The following is an 18132-nucleotide window of genomic DNA, read 5'->3' on the forward strand; positions in this document are numbered from 1 at the left end:
CCAATGCGGCCCGTAATCGGTTCACTTCATGCGTGTCCACACCCTCAACATGCTCTTGATCAGCACAAACGTATAGACCTAACGAAGCACTACTAAGTGGTCGGCTCCGGAAGTCCTTCGAGGGTTGACGTGAGCCAGATTGCGTGTGGGTTCTCGGGGTGGCGAGGTAGCTGCCGGTCGCGCAGTCCAAGGCATCCTCGTGCGATCGAGGAAGTCGTCGGTGGGCAGGAAGCCGTCTTCGTGCTTGTCGGATCTGTTCAGATAGGGGGCGTGGGAGTGTCACGTGATGGCGGAGTCGCCGTAATCGATGGGCTCGCTCAGTAGCTCGCTCGCCGCCCGATGGACCTTCGCCAGGGCGTTCAAGAGGGATGCGCGTTCGGTTTCGGTGAGATCCGCGGTGACCTTCTCCTCGATCAACCGCCGTTCCGCTTCGACCGGTTTCTGCAGCGCACGCCCCGCGTCGGTGAGCCAGAGCCGGACGAGGCGGTTGTCCCGGTCGTCACGGCGACGGGTGAGCAGCCCGGCGGTGGTCATCCGGTCGGCCATCTTGACGACGGTGGGCGTCGTGACGTTCAGCGCGGCGGCGACCTCGCCTGGCGTGCTGCCGTCCCGCTCCCACAGCACCGCGAGCAGGTAGTTCTGTCCGACGTGCAGTCCATGGCGTCGCATGGCCGCGTCGGCGAGGGCTCGGAGGACCTTCGATGTTCTGCCGTGCAGGTCCAGGAACTCAGGCATCGGGGCCTTTCGGTGATGTGCGGAAGCGGCTGCCTGAGCCGCAAGCAAGTCGATTGACGGCTAATCATTCACCGGCTAACGTTCCTTGCAACTCGTTAGACGGCAAACGACTATGGGGAGCCACGATGATACTGGTCACCGGAGCCACCGGGAACATCGGCCGTGAACTCACCCGCGAACTCGACGCGAAAGGCGTGAAGTTACGTCTCCTCGTCCGCGACCCCGCCCGCGCTGCCGGGCTGTCCGACCGCGCTGAGCGCGCCGTCGGCGACCTGGGGGAACCCTCGACACTGACGCCGGCCTTCGCCGGCGTCGACAAACTCTTCCTACTCACCCAGGGCATCGGCACCGACTACACCGCCGCCGCCATCTCCGCCGCCGAGGCGGCCGGGGTGAGCCACATCGTGCACCTGTCTTCCCTCCACGTCACCCTTGACCCGCTGCCCGCTATGGCCCGCTGGCATCACGAACGCGAGGAGATCATCCGCGCCTCCGCAATACCCGCCACATTCCTTCGGCCCGGCGGTTTCATGACCAATGCCTTCGACTGGCTGCCCACCATCCGCGAGGGAAACCACGTCCTCGACCCGGTCGGCCCGGGCCGCTACGCGCCGATCGACCCCGCGGACATCGCCGCGGTCGCCGCCCTCGTCCTCACCGAGGACGGCCACCAGGACAAGGAGTACGTCCTCACCGGCGACGAGACGTTCACCGTCACCGAGCAGGTGCGGGTCATCTCCGAGACGATCGGCCGCGACATCGAGGTCCGGGAAGTGACCACACCGGACGAGGCCGTACGGTTCCGCTTCCCCAACGGGGCGCCCCAGGCCCTCGCCGACGCCGTCACGGAGGGTTTCAACCTCATGCGAGCCGACACCGTCGGGTTCCGGACGGACACCGTCCAGCGACTGCTCGGACGCAGGCCGCGGACCTTCGTGGACTGGTGCGCGCGTAACGCCGACGCGTTCCGACGACCTGAAACCACCTGAGCCGACAGACGACGGCGCCGTGCCCGACCGTCTCCAGCTCCCGGCGGGCGACAACCACACCGCTGTCGGCATCGTGCACGACCCACTGGTCCCCGCCCCCGCGTCCCGCCCCCGCGTCCCGCCGGTAGACCCACACCGTCCGGCCGTCCAGAGACAGCGCACAGCCAGGTCGGTGGCCATGGTGTACGCCAGAGTGCGGTTCGAAGTCCGAGGCCCACATGAGGTCGCCTGCACGTGTGAGGCAGACGACTCCGTTCAGCGCCGTGTACACGACCCGCTCCAAATCCTGCCGGACCACCGACGCCACGACCTCCTCGCCGTCCCGCGGCTGGAAAACCGCTGCGGGCTCCAGCGTTCCGTAGACGCCGGCGCCCACGACGTAGGCGTGGATCCGCCCGTCACGGAGACGCGTGATGACTTTCGGTGGCGGCTCAGGAATCATCCGCCGAGGCTGACGCCCAGCTCAGGAACCTCATGAGCCGGGGCAGTGTGCGCCCGAGCTGGGTAGGCACGGGCTAGCTGCAACGCTCAAGGGCCAACGAGAGCACTAAAACCTCGCCGTGTCGGTTGTGATGAGGCCGGAAGCGGGGAGGGAATACGAAAGTGCCTTCTGAGCTGGGACGATGAACCTTGTCGAGGGGTTCTGTCGGTCCAAGCGGACGGCACTTCCTGCGTGCAGGGTATTGAGAACACGAGCTGCGCGATCCACTTGATTCTCCGGCGGGCGTAGGGTGCGGCGACGCTGGGACCCTTGCATAGGCTGGCCGTCTCATGCGACGCACCGCGACAAGGATCAGGCCATGCGCAGCAGCACCAGGATCCGTCTGATAGAGCCCACCGACGCTGGCTCGATCGCTGCGCATCGGGTGCGGGACTTGGAGGCTTTCCGGCCGTGGGAACCGGACCAGCCGGCCAGCTTCTTCACCCCGGAAGGCCAGGCTGAGCGGATCGACAGGCTACTGGCCGGATTTCGGGCGGGCTCGGTCTGGCCGGGCGTAGTGCTCGCTGACGACCAGGTGATTGGGCAGGTCACCGTCGGAGGCATCCTGCCGCAGCCGCACCTGCGCCGCGGCTCCGTCGGATACTGGATCGCCACGGTCGCCCAGAATCAAGGGCACGCCGGGCACGCCGTCGGGCTTGTACTTCGGGTCATGACGGACGAACTCGGGTTGCACCGCGCCGAGGCGTCCACCAATCTGGAGAATCTGCCGTCGCAGCGGGTTCAGCCCGTACGGCGTCGCGCACTCCTCGATCTTTCTCGACGGGGGCTGGCGGGACGCGCTGCAGTGGGAGCGGATCCTCGGCGGCTGACCTCGCCGCTTCGGTTGAGGTGAGGCCGGATACGGAAAGTGCCTTCTGAGCTGGGACGATGAAACTTGTCGAGGGGTTCTGTCGGTCCAGGCGGAAGGCACTTTCTGCGTGAAGGGTATCGGTTCTCGTCCCAAGCTCCTTATCTCGGCTGACGGTTCGAGGGCGGTCGGTCATGCTGGAGCACGGTTGCTGGCGGATCTTGCCGATGCCACCGGGCTGACCCCTCTGCCCGCCCACGACTGGAAGGACCCCGGATAACCCGACCACCGCGTCGGGCCCCCGCCATGCCCACTGGCAGGCCATCAACCGGAATCACCGGTTCAATGCGATCAGTCCAGCCCAGACGCCCGAAGCGAAACGGCGAGGTTGACAACCCTGCGGGTCAATACACCTAGGCTGCGGGCGTGGATTACAGCGAGCTTGAGGCGGACGTTCTGCGGCTGGTCGTCGGGGCAACCGAGGCCGGCGTTCGTGCCTTCGGCGAGGAGACGGTCACTCGTCTGGTGCGGCCGGAGCTGCTGCGCGGTGCGGCCGAGGACGAACTCACCGAAGCGGCCCGGGCGGCACTGGCCACTGCGTGCGCGAACGTCCTGACGATCAGCGCCGCCGAGCTGCACGACGAGCTTGCGACGATCTATGACGGCATCCTGGTCGACGACGATCTGGACCCTGGAGTCCTCACCGCCATCACCGCGTTGGCGCACTGGAAGGGCTACCTGGAGCAGAACCGGCGCGGCGAGCTCTATGAACTCGCCATCCGTTCCATCGAGGACATCGACCACGAGGTCGCCGCCGACCTCGACGACTTCCTCGCCCATCCGGAGACGGCCGCCGAGTACGAGCGCATCCGCCGGCTGCTGGACCCTGGCGCAGGGCAGGAACGCGGGACCCACCAGAAGTAGTTCTGGAACCACGGCGACACGGGTGGCCTGGCGCTCTGCCCGTCGCTGTTCAGTCCCCGGCCCGTATCAGCCCGCTCTCGTAGGCGAAGATCACCGCGTGGATGCGGTCGCGGAGGCCGAGTTTGGTCAGGATGCGGCCGAGGTGGGTCTTGACGGTCGTCTCCCCGACGAAGAGACGGCCGGCGATCTCGCCGTTGGCCAGCCCCCGGGCGACCAGGGCGAGGACTTCCCGTTCCCGGTCGGTGAGCGCGGCCAGGCGGCTGCGCTGGGCCGGCACGGACGCGGGGGAGTCCCGGACGAAGCGTTCGACCAGGCGCCGGGTGAGTGAGGGAGCCACCATGACCTCGCCCCGCAGCACCGCCCGGACGGTCACCAGGATCTCCTCGGCGGGGGCGTCCTTGACGAGGAAGCCGTTCGCACCGGCCCGCAGGGCCGCGTAGGCGTACTCGTCGAGGTCGAAGGTGGTGACGACGAGGATCTTGGGCCCGTGGGGCTGCGCGCAGAGGTGTTCGGTCGCGGCCAGCCCGTCCAGACCGGGCATGCGTACGTCCATCAGGACGAGGTCCGGTTCCAGGGTGGTCACGCCCGTGATCGCCGCGTGGCCGTCCGCGGCCTCGCCCACCACGGTGAGGTCGGGCTGGCTGTCGACGACCATGCGCAGTCCCATCCGGATCAGTTCCTGGTCGTCGCAGATCAGCACCCGGGACGATGCCAGAGCGGGAGTCGGGGTCGGGCCGGTCACGGGGTCGCCGCGCTGGGCTCGGGCCGGGTGGGGCGCAGGGTGGCGGTGACCCGGTAGCCCCCGTCGGGCGTGGGTCCGGCGTCGACGCTCCCGCCGTACAGGGCGGTGCGTTCGCGCATGCCGGTGAGTCCGTGACCGGAGGAGAGAGGTGGGTCGGGGTGCTCCGGGACGGTTCCCCGTCCGGCTCCGGCCGAGTTCTCGACCCGGACGCGTACCAGCCGCCCGGGCCCGTCGGAACCGGTGTCGACCCGTACGTGGATCGTGGCGTTCGGCGGCGCGTGCTTGACGATGTTGGTGAGCGCCTCCTGCACGATGCGGTACGTCTGCGCGGTGAGATCCGCCGGGAGGCCGCCCCGCTCTCCACGCAGATCCAGTCGAGCGCGCGTGCCGTTCGTGTTGAGGCGCCCGACCAGCCGCCTGAGATCGGTCGAGAGGGACTCGGCAGCCCCACCGCCATCGAGGCTGGGGCCCGGGACACCGGTGGGCACGTCCGTGTCGGGGGCGCGCAGCACGTCCAGCAGCCGGCGCAGTTCGTCCAGGGCCTCGCGGCCGGTCGCGCTGATGACGCCGAGGGTGCGGTCGACGACCGTGGGGTCGGCGTGCCGCATCAGCCTGCCGCCCTCGGCGTTCAGCACCATCACGCTCACGCTGTGCGCGAGGACGTCGTGGATCTCGCGGGCGATGCGCGCCCGTTCCTCGGCGACGGCGACCCGGGCCAGGGCGAGTCGCTCCGATTCGGCGAGCGCGGCCCGCCGCTCGGACTCGGCGGCATAGGCGCGCCGGGCACGGACGTACTCGCCGAACACCCAGGCTCCGGCCAGCAGGAGCCCCACCGCGAGCGGGGTGAGCCAGGCGCCGCGGGCGCCCGGGCCTCCTCCGTAGTCCCGTTGCCAGGCGGGGATCCACAGCAGTACGCAGCCGGCGGCACAGATCACCGTCGCCGCGGCGGCGCGGCGCAGGCCGCGTACCGTGAGGGTGGCCAGGACCGCGGCCAGGGCGACGGCACCGCGTCCCGGTTCCTGTCCCCACACCTGTCCGAGGTACTGCGCCCAGAACGCGGCCGTCACCAGGGCCGCGACCAACACCGGCCGGTGGCGGCGCCACAGCAGGGGCAGTACCAGCGCCACGTACACGACCGCCTGTACCCAGACGGGGCGCCAGCCCGGCTGCGGGCGGATCACCGGGGGCACGGACACCAGCACGACCAGCAGCAGGTCCGTCAGCCACGGATGTCCACGCCGCAGGCGTGGCAGGGTCTCGATCAGCCGTTGCACCGCCTCACGCTACGGCCGGGGCCCGCTCCCCGGCATCGTCCTGGCGGGCGTCACGGGGTCCTCCCGCAGTCGTACGGACACCGGCCGGGGATACGACGTGCGGCCACCCCGGGCGCTTCCAGCATGGCCGGCATGTCGATCACCACCGAGTTCCTCAGACGGCCCCTCATGACCGGTGCCGTGACGGCCAGCTCACGGCGGCTGGCGTACGCGATGACCGAGGGCATCGGCCTGGAGCGGGCCCGGCTCGTCGCCGAACTCGGCCCGGGTACAGGGGTGTTCACCGACGCGATCCTCGCCCGGCTCGCACCCGACGCACGGCTCGTCGCAGTCGAGCTCAACCCAGTGCTCGCGGCCCGGCTGTCGGCCACTCGACGCGACACTCGGCTGACCGTGGTCCAGGACACGGCCGCCGACCTGGCCGCCGTGGTCGGCAAACCGGTCGACGCCGTGGTCTCCGGGCTGCCGTGGACGGTGATGCCGCAGGACCGGCGCGGGCACATCCTGGACTCCGTGACCGAAGTCCTCGCGCCCGGCGGCCAGTTCACCACGTTCGCCTATCTGCACGCGGCCTGGACCCCGCCCGCCCGTCACTTCACCGCCGAACTCGCCTGCCGCTTCGACCGGCTGGAGCGCTCGAAGGCGGTGTGGGCGAACCTCCCGCCCGCTTTCGTGCACCGGGCCACCCAGAGGCCATGACGGCGACCTGGAGGACCGGCGAGCGGGACGGGAACATCCGCGCGGCGATGGGGCGGAGGTTGTCGGTCCAATGCGCCGTCCGGGGCGCCCTGGCAGTTCGTCACCTGAGACGAGGACGCGCCCTGCGGCAGAAGCCGGTACTTCTATCAGCCTGCCCCCGTCTCGCCAGGGCACATCGCCGCTGCCCGAGCCATCGGTACGGCGGCGGCTCTACCGTCCGGCCCGAACACTGATCACGGGGCACCATGGCACTCATAGTGCTCGTGAGGCGGACAAGGCAGCGGGTGACGCACGGCAGTCAGGATGCGTTCAGGTATCCCGTGGCACGGTCGGGCCTCATGACATACGAGACCTCACAGACGCCCACGCCTTCGGCGGCCGACCTCCAGGTGTCGCTCTCCGGTCGCCGACCGGGCTGGAACAAGGTGCCTGAAGTCACCGTCTACTTCTGGGTCATCAAGGTGCTGTGCACGACGGTCGGCGAGACCGCGGCCGACCTGCTCAACGAGAAGGCCGGTCTCGGTCTGACCGGTGTGTCGGTGCTGATCAGCGCCCTGCTGGCGGTCGTCCTGGTGGTGCAGTTCCGTACCCCCGCCTACCGTGCGCGGGTGTACTGGCTCGCTGTTGCCCTGATCAGCGACAACCTCACCGACAACATGGGCGTACCGCTGGAGACCAGCACCACCGTCTTCGCGGTCATCCTGGCGATTGTCTTCTTGGACTGGTACCGGCGCGAGCGGACCCTGTCCATCCACCAGACGAGGGCGAGGTTGCGGTGTAGGCGGCAGAGCGGGGTCAGCAGGACCGCCGCGGCGTCGGGGCCGCCGATGTTCGCGGCGGTGACGTGTCCTTGACTAGAAAATGGGCATTTGGCCGATCTGGGAACTCTGGATTGGAGAGTACTCTCTGCTCCAGGTTGATCTTGGAGACGGGCGAATGTGATGGGAACAGCTGCCGATCCCGGTGGTGTCCTGGCTGAGGTGGAACGCCTCCGCAGGACGGCGCGAGGGGAACGAAGAGCGTCGTCTGTGCCGTTGGTGGCGTTCGGTTTGCTCACGCTCGGGTATGTCCCCCTCGCCGGGCAGTTGTCGTTGCTGACCCTGCTGTACTGGTCGATCGTTGCCCCAGTGGGTTTTCTGCTGGTGGCCTGGTGGCACCGGCGTCGGCGGGTGCGGGTGGGTGTCGGCGCGGGTGATGTCTCCTACGCGAAGACCGGCTGGATCCTGCTGGCGGCCTTCGCTCTGGTCCTCCCGCTGACCGCTGTCCAGTTGCCGGTCCTCGGGTTCGTTCTGCTGGTGTTGGCAGTGCGGCAGCGCAACGCCTACCTCGGGACCTTCGCGGTGCTCCTCGCCGTCATCGGGGTGCTGGGGACGTTCACAGCCACGTTGGAGAACCTGCTGTACCGCGCGGCGTACGGCCTGGGCTGGTTCCAGTCGCAGTCGGGTTACTTCGACGGTGCGCCTGCGATCATCACGGGGGCGGCCGGGCTGCTTCTGCTGGCTGGTGGACTGGCCGCCGTGCGGCAGGAGCGGAGGCTGGCTGCATGAGCCGTGAGGAGGCCGCACCAGAGGTGCGGCAGACTCCCGACGTCTCCGCCGCCGTGCACCTGGACGACGTCGTCCACCAGCGGACCCGGCTCGGACTGCTCGTGGTCCTCGCCGAGGTCCATCAGGCGGACTTCGCCTATCTGAAGGCGACGCTGCAGCTCACCGACGGCAATCTCGGCAAGCACATCGAGATCCTCGCCCACCACAACCTCGTCTCGGTCCGCAAGGGTTACGAAGGCCGAAGGTCGCGAACGTGGATCTCCATCAGCAGAGCAGGCAAGGAGGCACTGGAGCGTGAGGTCAACGCGCTCAAGGCCCTGCTGAGCCTGGACGCACAACATTAGCTCGGGCGATCAGGGTGGACCGGCTGCCGACAATGGGTCCGGCAGCCGTCCTCAGCCTGACTGACGACGTGGAGCGCGATTGCGGGCTGGGAGCGCCGACCTGGCGGTTCGGCTGATGGGTGATCACCTCTCGGCGGCGCGGTCGGAGACCAGGCTAGCCACTCCCGAAGAACACCGAAGGCGTCCAGTGCAAGCTGAAATGCCTGGTCACACGGGGCGTCCTCACCGAACCCGAACCCGCCTGTTCGCTCAGCCCCGCCCCTGACCACCAACCCACCCCGCCGACCAAGGCCCCTTGCCCAACCCCAAGGCCGAAGCGGGCATTACGTCACGTACCGCACCCTCAGAAGCGACCGAACTGGATCAACGCTGTTGTCGCATTGCTTCCTCGACCCTTGCCCTGGTCCGCCTTATCGCCCATGGGCCGGCTACCAGGACCGCAAGAGCAACCACACCCGAACTGACCAAGGTTTCGGTCCACGGTGTTCCGCTCTGCCTCCACACCACGATCGACGACGCAGTAGCCACAGCGTCGACCCCGAGCAGGACCGCCCATAGGCGGCCCGTAGACATCGATCTATCAGACATAGGCCGTACCTTACGACGTGGTGCGTGAGAATGATCGAGGCATTGCCGAGGCATGAAGTAGGCCGTGCGGCTTGGTTGTTGTTGTGATGCAATACCTGGGCCGCACGGCCCTGTCCAAGCGCATCTTCACCGGCCTCCAGCCGCGGCGGCTCGGTAAACTCGTCGTCGAGCTCGCCGGCGCCTGGATAGCAGCTGAGAAGTCCCGGCTGCGAGAACGTCGAGGTCACGAGGGTATGCGCGTGCCCGGGGCGGGCCCGGACCACGAGCTGGTGTTCGTCGACCGCGTCGTCGTCACCCTGGTGGCGCTGCGTTTCCAACTCCCGCACGCGGCCCTGGCGGAGTTCTATCGGGTAGACCGCTCCACGGTCACCCGCGAGATCCGTCCGTTGCTAGCGGCCCGCGGCTTCGCCGTCCCCGGCCACCCCGACCTGCGACTTCGTACCCTGGCGGACGTCTTCGCCTATGCCGCCGCCGAGGGCGTCGAGCTGCGCAATGACGGCACCGAGGTCCAGGTCCGCCGCCCGCACGCGAACAAGCCAGGCCGTCGGTACGTCTCGGGCAAGAAGAAGGTGAACACCAAGAAGGCGACCGTCGTCACCGACGGCGAGGGACGCACGCTGTGGTCCGGGGCGTTCCCCCCCCGGCCGCATGCACGACCAGACGGGACTGCGGACCGAGGGCATCGCAGACCTGTTCGAGCGGTTTCCCGAGGTTAAGGCCAAGGTCGACGCCGGGTACCGGGGCCTGGCCAAGGCGTTCCCCAACCAGGTCCAGGCCCCGCTGCTCAAGCCGAAGAAGGACGCGACACCGGAGGAGGTCGCCACCTGGGACGCGGAGCGTCACCAGCAATCCTCGGTACGGATCTGCGTAGAACACGCCAACGCCGAGCATAAACAGTGGCGAACCCTCCAGCGGTTTCTCGGGCGACGCGAATACTTCGAGGAGACCTACACGGCCGTGGCCGGCCTGGTCTCCGACCGCGCCGCCGAGAGATGATCACCCATCAGCCCAACCGCCAGGCCGTCACTTCCCGCCCTCAATCGCGCACCACGTCGTAAGCCCGTTCGCCTCCGGGCGCAGCAGCCGCAGACGATCCGACTGGCTGCCACCACCTTGCGCTGAAGCCCGTGTCCCGGCCCGCGTCGAGCACGCCTTCGCCCGCATGAAGTGCTGGAAATGGTGTTCTCGGTGGTGATCCGCTGGATGGCCTCCTCGGTCCATTCGGCTTCCAAGTCCCGGATCTGGCCGAGGAGTTCGCCGATCCGGGTCCGCTGGGCGAGGATCTCGGTGTGGGCGGCCTTGAGGGCCTCCTCGGCGTTCAGCGCGCGTTCGCGCCAGGGCGCCTCGCGCTCGTCGTCCTGCTCGCCGAGCATCTGGGTCCGGCGTTCACCGGCCTGAGCCATCGCTGCGGCGACCGCGGCTCTGGCATCGGCGTTGTCGTAGAGGAAGGTGCGCGAGACGTCCGCTCGGCGGGCGACGGCGGCGGCACTGACCTGGGCTTTCTCGCGTCGGAGCCGGGTGAGGGCCTGGTGGACGCGCTCAAGGGCGGCTTCGGTCTTGCGGCGGCGGGCAATCAGGGCCGCCGCGGTGCGGGGTTCGGGAACGGTGACGGTGTTCATGCAGCATCCTGTTCGGGGTCGTCGCCGTCGGCTGTGCACCTATCGCTGTACTCGTCCGGCTCGTCGCTGCCCGCGTCGGCGAGGCGGCGGCCCGGAAGGCGGTGGCCCACACGCGGGGGAAGTAGTCCTGGGGTTTGCGCAGGTCCAGGGCGAGCGCGTCATCGAGGAGGCCGAGGCCGGCCAGGGCCTTTTCCAGGCCGTCGATGGCGCGGGCCGTGGGCTCGAGGTAGCGGGTCAGGTAGTCGGCGGTGGCGTCGTCGGAGGCACCCTCGGCCAACAGCCGCCACTGGTCGCGCTTGCGTCGCCAGTAGAGCAGGTCGGCACCGGACAGGACGAACTTGTCGCAGTTGTGGCAGTCGAGGCTCCAGGGGCAGGCGCCGCCTCGACGACGGGCTGAACGGTGCAGACCCCGCCCTCCGCGGGGGTGCTGCGGCGGGACAGGTCGATGGCCAGGGCCTGGGCCTGCTCGGCGGCGGCGCCCTCAGCGAAGAACGGTGCCCGGTCCCGGCAGATGACCTCAATGCCTGGCCGATCGGCGAGCCAGGCCGCCTGGCTGGACGCCTCCCGGTCGGGCAGCAGGTCGATAGGACGACGGGACTCGATGTCGACCAGGACGGTGCCGTAATGGCGGCCCTTGCGGGTGACGTACTCGTCGACGCCGACCACACGCGGGGCGGCCATCTCAGGCTCGGGAAGAGCGTCCACCAGGCGAAGCACCGTGCTGCGGCTGACGGACACCCCGAGAACACGGGCGATGCGGGCCCCGGCTCGGCCCGCGAGGGCCAGACCGACCGCGGCCAGGGTCGAGCGCAGCCGTTCGGTCCGCTGACCGTGCCGTCGTGTCAGACCGGGTATCTGCTCGACGAAGGTACGGCGTGCACAGCCCGAGTTCTCGCCGACGAACCGACGGACCCTCAACTGGAGAACAACGCTTCGGCCACCGCTCGGCACATCAGCGGGAAACCGCAGGTAGGAACCATGAACCCGGTCCGACCAGACCCCGCAGACCGGGCACACAGCACCGTCCGCGCTGCATTGCGCATCAACGCGCACCATCTCGATGTCCACGTCCACGTCCACGCCCACCGACAGCACCGCAACGTCCGCGATCGACGGGAACAACAACTGCTCCAGCCGGAGCCCGACATCTTCCACGGCCCCGAACTGTCGGCCCAACTCCTCTGCCCGCGGACCACTTTCGGGCGACTTCGCGTTCAGCTCGAAGGGGCCTGGCTGTCACTCAGAGTGGCCGTGTCACAGAAGCTGAGCCAGAGCCCGAGAAATGACGTCGCCCTTGACCTAGGAGTCTCAACTGTGCCTGGTTGAGTGACGGGTAACCGATAATGCGTTGTCGGTGTCAGCTGGGCTGCGAGAGCATCCGATGCATGGAAGAGCCTGCCGAAAGCCTCATTTCTGACCAGGTTGAACTGCGCCGGTGGCGCATGAGCGATCTCGACGCCTTGGAACGGGCGATCCACGAGTCCCTGGACCATCTGGTGCCGTGGATGCCCTGGGCAGCCGACTCTGGGAGACAGCAAACCTCTGATTTCCTCGCCCGCAACCAGGAAGAGTGGGAGACCAGGCAAGCCTTCGGCTATGCGATCACATCAGATGCCGCGGTGATCGGCAGCTGCGGCCTCATGCGCCGCATCGGAGCTGGCGGCCTCGACATCGGCTACTGGCTCCACCCTCGTTGGACCGGACGGGGGCTGGCCACGATGGCCGCAGCGGCTCTTGTCCGCCAGGGCTTCCAGCTCGCGGGCATCGACCGCATCGAGATCCATCACGATGCCGCCAACCCTGCCAGCGGAGCCGTCGCCCGCCGCTTGGGATTCACTGAGGTTGAGCGCATACGAGAAACTGAAGGCCCCGTCGCTCCTGGCGAAGTGGGGATCGATGTCATCTGGCGTATGACGGCAGACCAATGGAAGGCAAGGACAGCCGAGCACGCTCAACAAGCGCGCTGAGCAGAGGTAACGCGAGTACTTGCCCGGGCAGTGAACTCCACTCGATGTACGACATCGGCCTGGAGTGTTCGACATCGCAGTGGGGGAGTGCACAGCATCGGGTGTTCATCGCCGGGCCGGGCCGGTGCATCGTTGCACCCTTGTGCATAGGCGGTCAGTGACCAGCTGAGTGAGCGGTGCGTCGGAGCAGTGGGCTTGTCGCCTCCGTAGGACACGAGCACTCCCACCCTGCGGACGTGCTGGGTGGGAGGTCAACGTCTCCGATCCGCTTCCCCGGCCGCGGCCGCAGTGCGGCGTCCATCCGGTCGGCTGTCAGGAACGGCAACGGCACGTCGAGCAGGTCGCGTTGGGCGTACGCATAAGGCGCCGTGTCGCCCAGCCACCAGGCGGCGGCCAACGCGGCGCCCGCGCCGGCGGCGACCGCACAGCGGGTTCGGGCCGGGATCGGGGCAACGGGGGCGGTGGTGATGCGGTGCATGGTGTTATCCGGTGGATCGATTCGGTCCGTGGCAGGTGGCAGGTGGCAGGTGGCAGGTGGCAGGTGGCTGGGCGCTCGGCGTCACGCGTGCCGGCTCAGCGCCCGCAGCGCCAGCCGGCCGCACAGAGCGGCGAGCGGCAGCTCGGCGCCGAGCGCCATGGCGACCGCGGTGGCGAAGTCGCCGCCCGGGGCTGCGGTCGTGGTGTCGAACCAGGCATCCACCACAAGCAGCGTCGCGGTGGCGGCGGCTATCAGGGCGTGCCGCCGGTCGCCGCGGGCGGCGAGGAGGCCGGTGGCGATCAGGCCGAGCGCCTCCAGCGCGTCGAGCCCGACCCAGGCGACCGGCCAGTGCGCCGCGGTCGCGGTGGCCGGCAGGCCGGTGGCCAGCACGTACAGCCACGGCAGCAGGGCGAGCCCGCAGGCGACCAGCAGCCACCCGTCCCGCCGCATGCCCCGTGCCGGGCGCGGCTCCTTCGCCTCTTCGTGGAGCGGGATGACCTCGGCACGGTCGAAGCCCTCGGCACCGGCCAATTCGTCATTGCACAACACCAGTTGACGCATCGTCTTCCCTCGCTCCTCGTCGGCTCTCCGCTTCACGGCTCCACCCTCCGCCGCACACCAGGGCCCCGTCAGTCACGCAGGGTTCCGACCTGGGGTGGAGATAAGTGCACCCCCGAACCGGGCGGGAGCGTCATGGCGCGGGGATGGCCTGCGGCTTTACCGTTTGGCGCATGCAACTCACGACGTGGCTGCAGCTGGTGCTGGGCCGGCCGTTCCGCAGGGCGGGACACCGGACCGCGCTCGTCGCCGCCGGCCTGCCGCTCCACCTCGCCGTGGTGCCACTGTGGCTCTGGCTGCTCGGCACGATGGCGGCTTTGGTGCCGGCCGTGACTCCGCTGCCCGTGCTGCTCACGCTCGTGGCGCTGCCCGTGCTGCTCACGCTCGTGGTGACACCCCTGCTGACCGTCGGGCAGCGGCGGCGCTACCGGGCGCTCGTCGGCAAGGACCTCCCGCGCCCCGCCGTACTCGCGCCGGGACGCAACTGGAAGTCGGCGGTGCGCCGGCTGACCACGCGGGTCTTGTGGCGGCAGGTCTGCTACCACGCCGTGGCGGGTCCACTCCTCGCCGTCCTGGACCTCGCTGTCCTCGCCGTCTGGGCCGCCGCTCTCGTGGCCGCCTCCATCTACGTGTGGATCTGGGCGCTGCCCCCGCAGTGGCGGGTCACCGACCTCGGGTACACCACGCAGGCCGCGTACGTCACCGCCGGCGGCCTCGCCCTGTTGTTCCTCGGGCCCCGGCTGACCGGCGCTCTGGTGCGGCTGGAGACCCGTGCGGCCGAGGTCCTGCTCGGCCCCAGCCGCACGGAGAAGCTGGCCCGCCGGGTCGCCGACCTCGCCGAGAGCCGGGCCGGCGTGCTCGACGCCGCCGACGCCGAGCGGCGGCGGATCGAGCGCGACCTGCACGACGGCGCGCAGCAGCGCCTCGTCTCACTCGCCGTCAACCTGGGCCTGGCCAGGGCCACCCTCGGCGACCTGCCGGCGGACGCCCGCAAGGTGATCGACGAGGCGCACCGCGAGGCGAAGGAGGCGATCGCCGAGCTGAACAACCTGGTGCGCGGCCTTCATCCGGCCGTCCTTGAGGACCGCGGCCTCGACGCCGCGCTGTCCGGGGTGGCCGCCCGCTTCCCGATCCCGGTACGCGTGGCGGTGGACCTGCCGCAGCGCCCCTCACCCACGGTCGAGGCCGTCGCGTACTTCGTGGTCTCCGAAGCCCTGACGAACGTGGTCAAACACGCCCAGGCGACCCGGGCGGACGTGACCGTGGAGCGGATCGGGGAGACACTGCTGGTAGTCGTCGCGGACGACGGCGCGGGCGGCGCGGATCTCGCGGCGGCTGGCGCTGGCACCGGGCTCGCCGGGCTCGCCAAGCGCGTCGCGTCCGTCGACGGCACGTTCTCCTGCCGCAGCCCCGCCGGGGGCCCGACCGTCATCACCGTGGAGCTGCCGTGCGCGCCGTGATCGCCGAGGATTCCCTCTTGCTGCGCATCGGCGTGGTCAAGGTGCTGGAGGCGGCCGGCTTCGAGATGTGCGCGCAGGTCGCCGACGCAGAAGGGCTGCTGGCAGCCGTCGAGGAGCACCGTCCCGACATCGCCGTGGTCGACGTACGCATGCCGCCCGGCTTCACCGACGAGGGAGTGCGCGCCGCGCTGGTGATCCGCCGTCAGTACCCGCGTACCGCCGTGCTCCTACTGTCGCAGTACGTGGAGGAGCGGTACGCCGCCGATCTGCTCGCCGCCAACACCTCGGGCGTCGGCTATCTGCTCAAGCAACGGGTCGCCGACGTCGAGGAGTTTGCCGAGGCGGTACGCCGGGTGGCGGCCGGCGGCACCGCGCTCGACCCGCAGGTCGTCGCGCAGTTGCTGCTGCGCCGGCACAGCGATCCGCTCGACCGGCTGACACCGCGCGAGCGGGAGGTGCTGGAGCTGATGGCGGGCGGCCGGTCCAACTCCGGCGTCGCCGCCGAGCTGGTCGTGAGCGAGAGCGCGGTCGCCAAGCACATCAACAGCATCTTCACCAAGCTCGACCTGCCCAAGGCCGACGCCGACCACCGCCGCGTCCTAGCGGTGCTGCGCTTCCTGGGCGTTGCGACCGCATAGTGCGCGATCACGCCCGCATGCCCAGTCGACAGCGGTGCTGAGCCCTCGCGGCCGATGGCAACTGCCGGCCCCTGGCCTTCCATCTCACCGCCGGACAGGCCGGTGACGTGCCTGCCTTCGCTGACGTGATGGCGCGGCTGCGTGTTCCCCGACGGCGTGGACGGCCCCGGACCCGGCCAGCGGCAGTACCTTCTTCGAGCAGTGCCAGCACTGCATGGTCTGCGCACGCTGCGACTTCTACACTCCGAAGGCGTCCAGCAGGGGCCAGCTCCTGGAGGCGAAGGAGAACCTGCAGAAGATGCTCGCGGCCATCCCTCTGACGGACGACGAACGAGCCGCGGTGGACGACGGCCAACCCGCCCTTGATCAGCTACTGGAGCGACTCACCGACGTCCCCACTCCGGCCGGGCCGACTCCCCGACAGATCGGGATCCCCGCTCAGGCCACCCTGCTGCCGGTCATTGAGATCAACCGGAAGCCGACAGGGCAGTAGGACTCATCGGCCCAGCCGGTGCCGGACGTAGTCCGGCTGGGCCCCACCGACCTCGATGCAGTTCTCGTCCAGTCCGTTGGCGATCCACAGACAGTCCCCGGCGAAGGCAAACTCCACCGCCGCTGTTCCAGCCGCCAGGTCACGGCCTGCTGGCCGCCACTCAAGGAGCGCGACCTCGCGCAGTTCCTGGCCGACGAACGGTTCGAGGCGCTCATCTCGCTGAGACCACTGGGGCGTCAGCTCGGACCGCTCCCACCCGGCGATGTCCGCCGCAGTGTCGATCGTGTCCCAGCCGACCGAGAGCTCGTCGAGCTTCCAGTGGCAGACCTCCACCTGGATGCCGTCGAAGTCCAGCACCACTGGGCAGTCGGCGAACCAGTCCCCGTCCTCGGCGAAACGCACCACGGCGAAGCCCGTCAACCGCCTACCGGCGAGCGCCGCCAGACGTGATCCGTGCGCCTGTCGAACTGCCTCGAACCCGACCAGGAAGGACGGCTCAAAACCAGAGATCCCCATGTCCACAGCCTGAGTCTCTCGGCCTTCTGCTTAATCGGCCAACACATATCGACCAGCAGAACCTGCCGAGCCACTTGACGGATCGGATTCCACAGAACCCCGTGGGAGACGGTCTACGGGTTCTTCTGGAGGTGGAACCGGGCCGGGGCCGTCACCCTACATCCGTGACCAGCTCCGCCGGAGGATCCGTACCGGCAAGGGCCGCTGCCGGCACCCGGTGACCCTGATCGTCGACTCCCAGTCGGTCAAGGGCGCCTCCACCGTCGGCCGCAACAGCCGAGGCTACGACGCCGCGAAAAAGATCAACGGGCGCAAGCGCCATCTCACCGTGGACACACTCAGCCTGCGGGTGATGATCACGGTGACGCCCGCCGACATCCAGGACCTCGACACCGCCCGCGACGTGTCCTGGTGGCTGCGTCTCACCCAGCCGCAGATCACCCAAATCTGGGCCGACCGCGGCTACGCCGGCGAACTCGTCAACTGGGCCCGCGAACGCCTATGGCTCACCCTGCGCATCGTCTCCCAACTCAAAGGCACCAAGGGCTTCGTCGTCCTGCCCCGCCGCTGGAAAGTCGAACGCACGATCGGCTGGTGCATGAACGCCCGCCGCAACGCACGCGACTACGAACGACTGCCTCAGCACTCCAAACCTGAACTGGGCACTCATCACGGTGATGACCAGGCACCTGACCCGGAAGAAGCCCGTTGCTGGCTGGACGAAGAAGCAGGCACCCACCGGCTGATCTATCCATGCACACTCTTAGATAGGTACATTGACGCCACACCATAGCCATTACGTTGATACAGGGCAATGGCCCCATCGTTGTCCCCGGCGACGTTCAAATTGAGCGAGGTCTTGCCTTCGCGGGCAACGAGCTCCTCAGCGGCAGCAAGGATGGCGGATCCGTATCCGCGGCGCCGGAACGGCGCGAAGACGTTGATGTCGTATAGCCAGGCTGAGCTGGTGGTGCCCGAAGCTTGGCGCGGATCCGGACCGATCCATGCGTTCCCCACGACCTCGCCTGAACTGTTCTCCGCCACGACGAGATGATGATCAGCCGTGTCTGGTCCGTCCGGGAGGAACTGAGCCGTGCCCTGTTGAGCCCGCTCTCGCGCCAGATCTTCGGGCATGAACTTGCTAAGTTCACGAGTTGTCTCAGCTTCACGATGATCAGTCGCCACGTCGTACTCCGACAACGTCATTTGCCGCAGGGTCACCTTCTGAGCGTCCATGGCACCATCTTCAACTGGTCACTGGTGACAGCGATA

The 18132-nt window shown here is 68.8% G+C and carries 18 protein-coding genes and 5 pseudogenes; 14 read left to right on the forward strand and 9 right to left on the reverse strand.

The features are described from left to right. Positions 1–279 precede the first annotated feature (279 nt). Positions 280–735 (reverse strand): MarR family winged helix-turn-helix transcriptional regulator, encoded by a 456-nt coding sequence (locus ACFYRX_RS43955; protein WP_389112689.1) that lies wholly within the window; start codon positions 733–735, stop codon positions 280–282. Positions 736–860: 125 nt separating this feature from the next. Between ACFYRX_RS43955 and ACFYRX_RS43960 the strand changes: the two genes are divergently transcribed. Beyond that, positions 861–1724, forward strand: a complete 864-nt coding sequence (locus ACFYRX_RS43960) for an NAD(P)H-binding protein (RefSeq protein WP_389112691.1) — start codon at positions 861–863, stop codon at positions 1722–1724. Positions 1725–1737: 13 nt separating this feature from the next. On the opposite strand, the pseudogene ACFYRX_RS43965 reads toward ACFYRX_RS43960, so the two are convergent. Then, positions 1738–2166 (reverse strand): annotated as a pseudogene (locus ACFYRX_RS43965) (hypothetical protein); the annotation flags it as partial. 358 nt (positions 2167–2524) lie between these two features. Between ACFYRX_RS43965 and ACFYRX_RS43970 the strand changes: the two are divergent. Together ACFYRX_RS43970 and ACFYRX_RS43975 are read left to right on the forward strand one after the other, a co-directional pair. Beyond that, positions 2525–3035, forward strand: a pseudogene (locus ACFYRX_RS43970) (GNAT family N-acetyltransferase). 404 nt (positions 3036–3439) lie between these two features. Continuing rightward, on the forward strand, positions 3440–3937 hold the full coding sequence (locus tag ACFYRX_RS43975; RefSeq protein WP_389112693.1) for a hypothetical protein: 498 nt from the start codon (positions 3440–3442) through the stop codon (positions 3935–3937). A 49-nt stretch (positions 3938–3986) separates the two neighbouring features. Here ACFYRX_RS43975 and ACFYRX_RS43980 read toward each other — a convergent pair whose 3' ends face one another. Both ACFYRX_RS43980 and ACFYRX_RS43985 read right to left on the reverse strand, forming a co-directional pair. Continuing rightward, positions 3987–4679, reverse strand: a complete 693-nt coding sequence (locus tag ACFYRX_RS43980; protein ID WP_389112695.1) for a response regulator — start codon at positions 4677–4679, stop codon at positions 3987–3989. Next, the gene (locus ACFYRX_RS43985) at positions 4676–5953 is read right to left on the reverse strand and encodes a sensor histidine kinase (protein ID WP_389112697.1); all 1278 of its coding nucleotides are present in this window, start codon (positions 5951–5953) and stop codon (positions 4676–4678) included. Before ACFYRX_RS43985 ends, ACFYRX_RS43980 begins: the two co-directional genes overlap by 4 nt. Positions 5954–6085: 132 nt before the next feature. On the opposite strand from ACFYRX_RS43985, the gene ACFYRX_RS43990 reads away from it, so the two are divergent. From ACFYRX_RS43990 to ACFYRX_RS44010, 5 genes and pseudogenes are all read left to right on the forward strand, one after another. Then, positions 6086–6652 (forward strand): class I SAM-dependent methyltransferase, encoded by a 567-nt coding sequence (locus ACFYRX_RS43990; protein WP_389112699.1) that lies wholly within the window; start codon positions 6086–6088, stop codon positions 6650–6652. Between the two features lie 338 nt (positions 6653–6990). After that, positions 6991–7407, forward strand: a pseudogene (locus ACFYRX_RS43995) (hypothetical protein); the annotation flags it as partial. A 282-nt stretch (positions 7408–7689) separates the two neighbouring features. Beyond that, positions 7690–8199: a hypothetical protein gene (locus ACFYRX_RS44000; RefSeq protein ID WP_389112701.1), complete on the forward strand. Its 510-nt coding sequence runs from the start codon at positions 7690–7692 to the stop codon at positions 8197–8199. Next, complete coding sequence (locus tag ACFYRX_RS44005) at positions 8196–8543, forward strand: transcriptional regulator (RefSeq protein ID WP_389112703.1); 348 nt, start codon at positions 8196–8198, stop codon at positions 8541–8543. Before ACFYRX_RS44000 ends, ACFYRX_RS44005 begins: the two co-directional genes overlap by 4 nt. 674 nt (positions 8544–9217) lie before the next feature. Next, positions 9218–10127 (forward strand): annotated as a pseudogene (locus tag ACFYRX_RS44010) (transposase family protein). Here ACFYRX_RS44010 and ACFYRX_RS44015 read toward each other — a convergent pair. Both ACFYRX_RS44015 and ACFYRX_RS44020 read right to left on the reverse strand, forming a co-directional pair. After that, positions 10079–10750: a DUF6262 family protein gene (locus tag ACFYRX_RS44015; protein ID WP_389112705.1), complete on the reverse strand. Its 672-nt coding sequence runs from the start codon at positions 10748–10750 to the stop codon at positions 10079–10081. The pseudogene ACFYRX_RS44010 and the gene ACFYRX_RS44015 overlap by 49 nt on opposite strands. A gap of 234 nt (positions 10751–10984) precedes the next feature. Then, positions 10985–11905 (reverse strand): transposase family protein, encoded by a 921-nt coding sequence (locus ACFYRX_RS44020; protein WP_389112706.1) that lies wholly within the window; start codon positions 11903–11905, stop codon positions 10985–10987. A gap of 230 nt (positions 11906–12135) precedes the next feature. Between ACFYRX_RS44020 and ACFYRX_RS44025 the strand changes: the two genes are divergently transcribed. Further along, entirely contained in the window at positions 12136–12717 is a 582-nt protein-coding gene (locus tag ACFYRX_RS44025) for a GNAT family N-acetyltransferase (RefSeq protein WP_389112707.1), read from the forward strand. A 559-nt stretch (positions 12718–13276) separates the two neighbouring features. Here ACFYRX_RS44025 and ACFYRX_RS44030 read toward each other — a convergent pair. Continuing rightward, the gene (locus ACFYRX_RS44030) at positions 13277–13792 is read right to left on the reverse strand and encodes a hypothetical protein (protein WP_389112708.1); all 516 of its coding nucleotides are present in this window, start codon (positions 13790–13792) and stop codon (positions 13277–13279) included. Positions 13793–13926: 134 nt separating this feature from the next. Between ACFYRX_RS44030 and ACFYRX_RS44035 the strand changes: the two genes are divergently transcribed. The 4 genes and pseudogenes from ACFYRX_RS44035 to ACFYRX_RS44050 all read left to right on the forward strand — a co-directional run bounded on the left by ACFYRX_RS44035 (position 13927) and on the right by ACFYRX_RS44050 (position 16344). Further along, the gene (locus ACFYRX_RS44035) at positions 13927–15213 is read left to right on the forward strand and encodes a histidine kinase (RefSeq protein WP_389112709.1); all 1287 of its coding nucleotides are present in this window, start codon (positions 13927–13929) and stop codon (positions 15211–15213) included. Next, positions 15201–15851, forward strand: a complete 651-nt coding sequence (locus ACFYRX_RS44040) for a response regulator (RefSeq protein ID WP_384356782.1) — start codon at positions 15201–15203, stop codon at positions 15849–15851. The genes ACFYRX_RS44035 and ACFYRX_RS44040 overlap by 13 nt, the downstream gene beginning before the upstream one ends. Before the next feature lie 44 nt (positions 15852–15895). Next, a pseudogene (locus tag ACFYRX_RS44045) lies at positions 15896–16105 on the forward strand (IS5/IS1182 family transposase); the annotation flags it as partial. Next, positions 16066–16344: a hypothetical protein gene (locus ACFYRX_RS44050; protein WP_389112711.1), complete on the forward strand. Its 279-nt coding sequence runs from the start codon at positions 16066–16068 to the stop codon at positions 16342–16344. The pseudogene ACFYRX_RS44045 and the gene ACFYRX_RS44050, both read left to right, overlap by 40 nt. A gap of 3 nt (positions 16345–16347) precedes the next feature. Here the strand turns inward: ACFYRX_RS44050 and ACFYRX_RS44055 are convergent, their stop codons facing one another. Then, the gene (locus tag ACFYRX_RS44055) at positions 16348–16860 is read right to left on the reverse strand and encodes a hypothetical protein (RefSeq protein WP_389112713.1); all 513 of its coding nucleotides are present in this window, start codon (positions 16858–16860) and stop codon (positions 16348–16350) included. Between the two features lie 217 nt (positions 16861–17077). Here ACFYRX_RS44055 and ACFYRX_RS44060 point away from each other — a divergent pair, with 217 nt between their 5' ends. Continuing rightward, on the forward strand, positions 17078–17653 hold the full coding sequence (locus tag ACFYRX_RS44060) for a transposase (RefSeq protein ID WP_389112715.1): 576 nt from the start codon (positions 17078–17080) through the stop codon (positions 17651–17653). On the opposite strand, the gene ACFYRX_RS44065 is transcribed toward ACFYRX_RS44060, so the two are convergent. Next, the gene (locus tag ACFYRX_RS44065; RefSeq protein WP_389112717.1) at positions 17608–18096 is read right to left on the reverse strand and encodes a GNAT family N-acetyltransferase; all 489 of its coding nucleotides are present in this window, start codon (positions 18094–18096) and stop codon (positions 17608–17610) included. The genes ACFYRX_RS44060 and ACFYRX_RS44065 overlap by 46 nt on opposite strands. Positions 18097–18132: the final 36 nt, after the last annotated feature.

The sequence above is a fragment of the Streptomyces sp. NPDC005374 genome, from assembly GCF_042872225.1.
Lineage (GTDB): Bacteria > Actinomycetota > Actinomycetes > Streptomycetales > Streptomycetaceae > Streptomyces.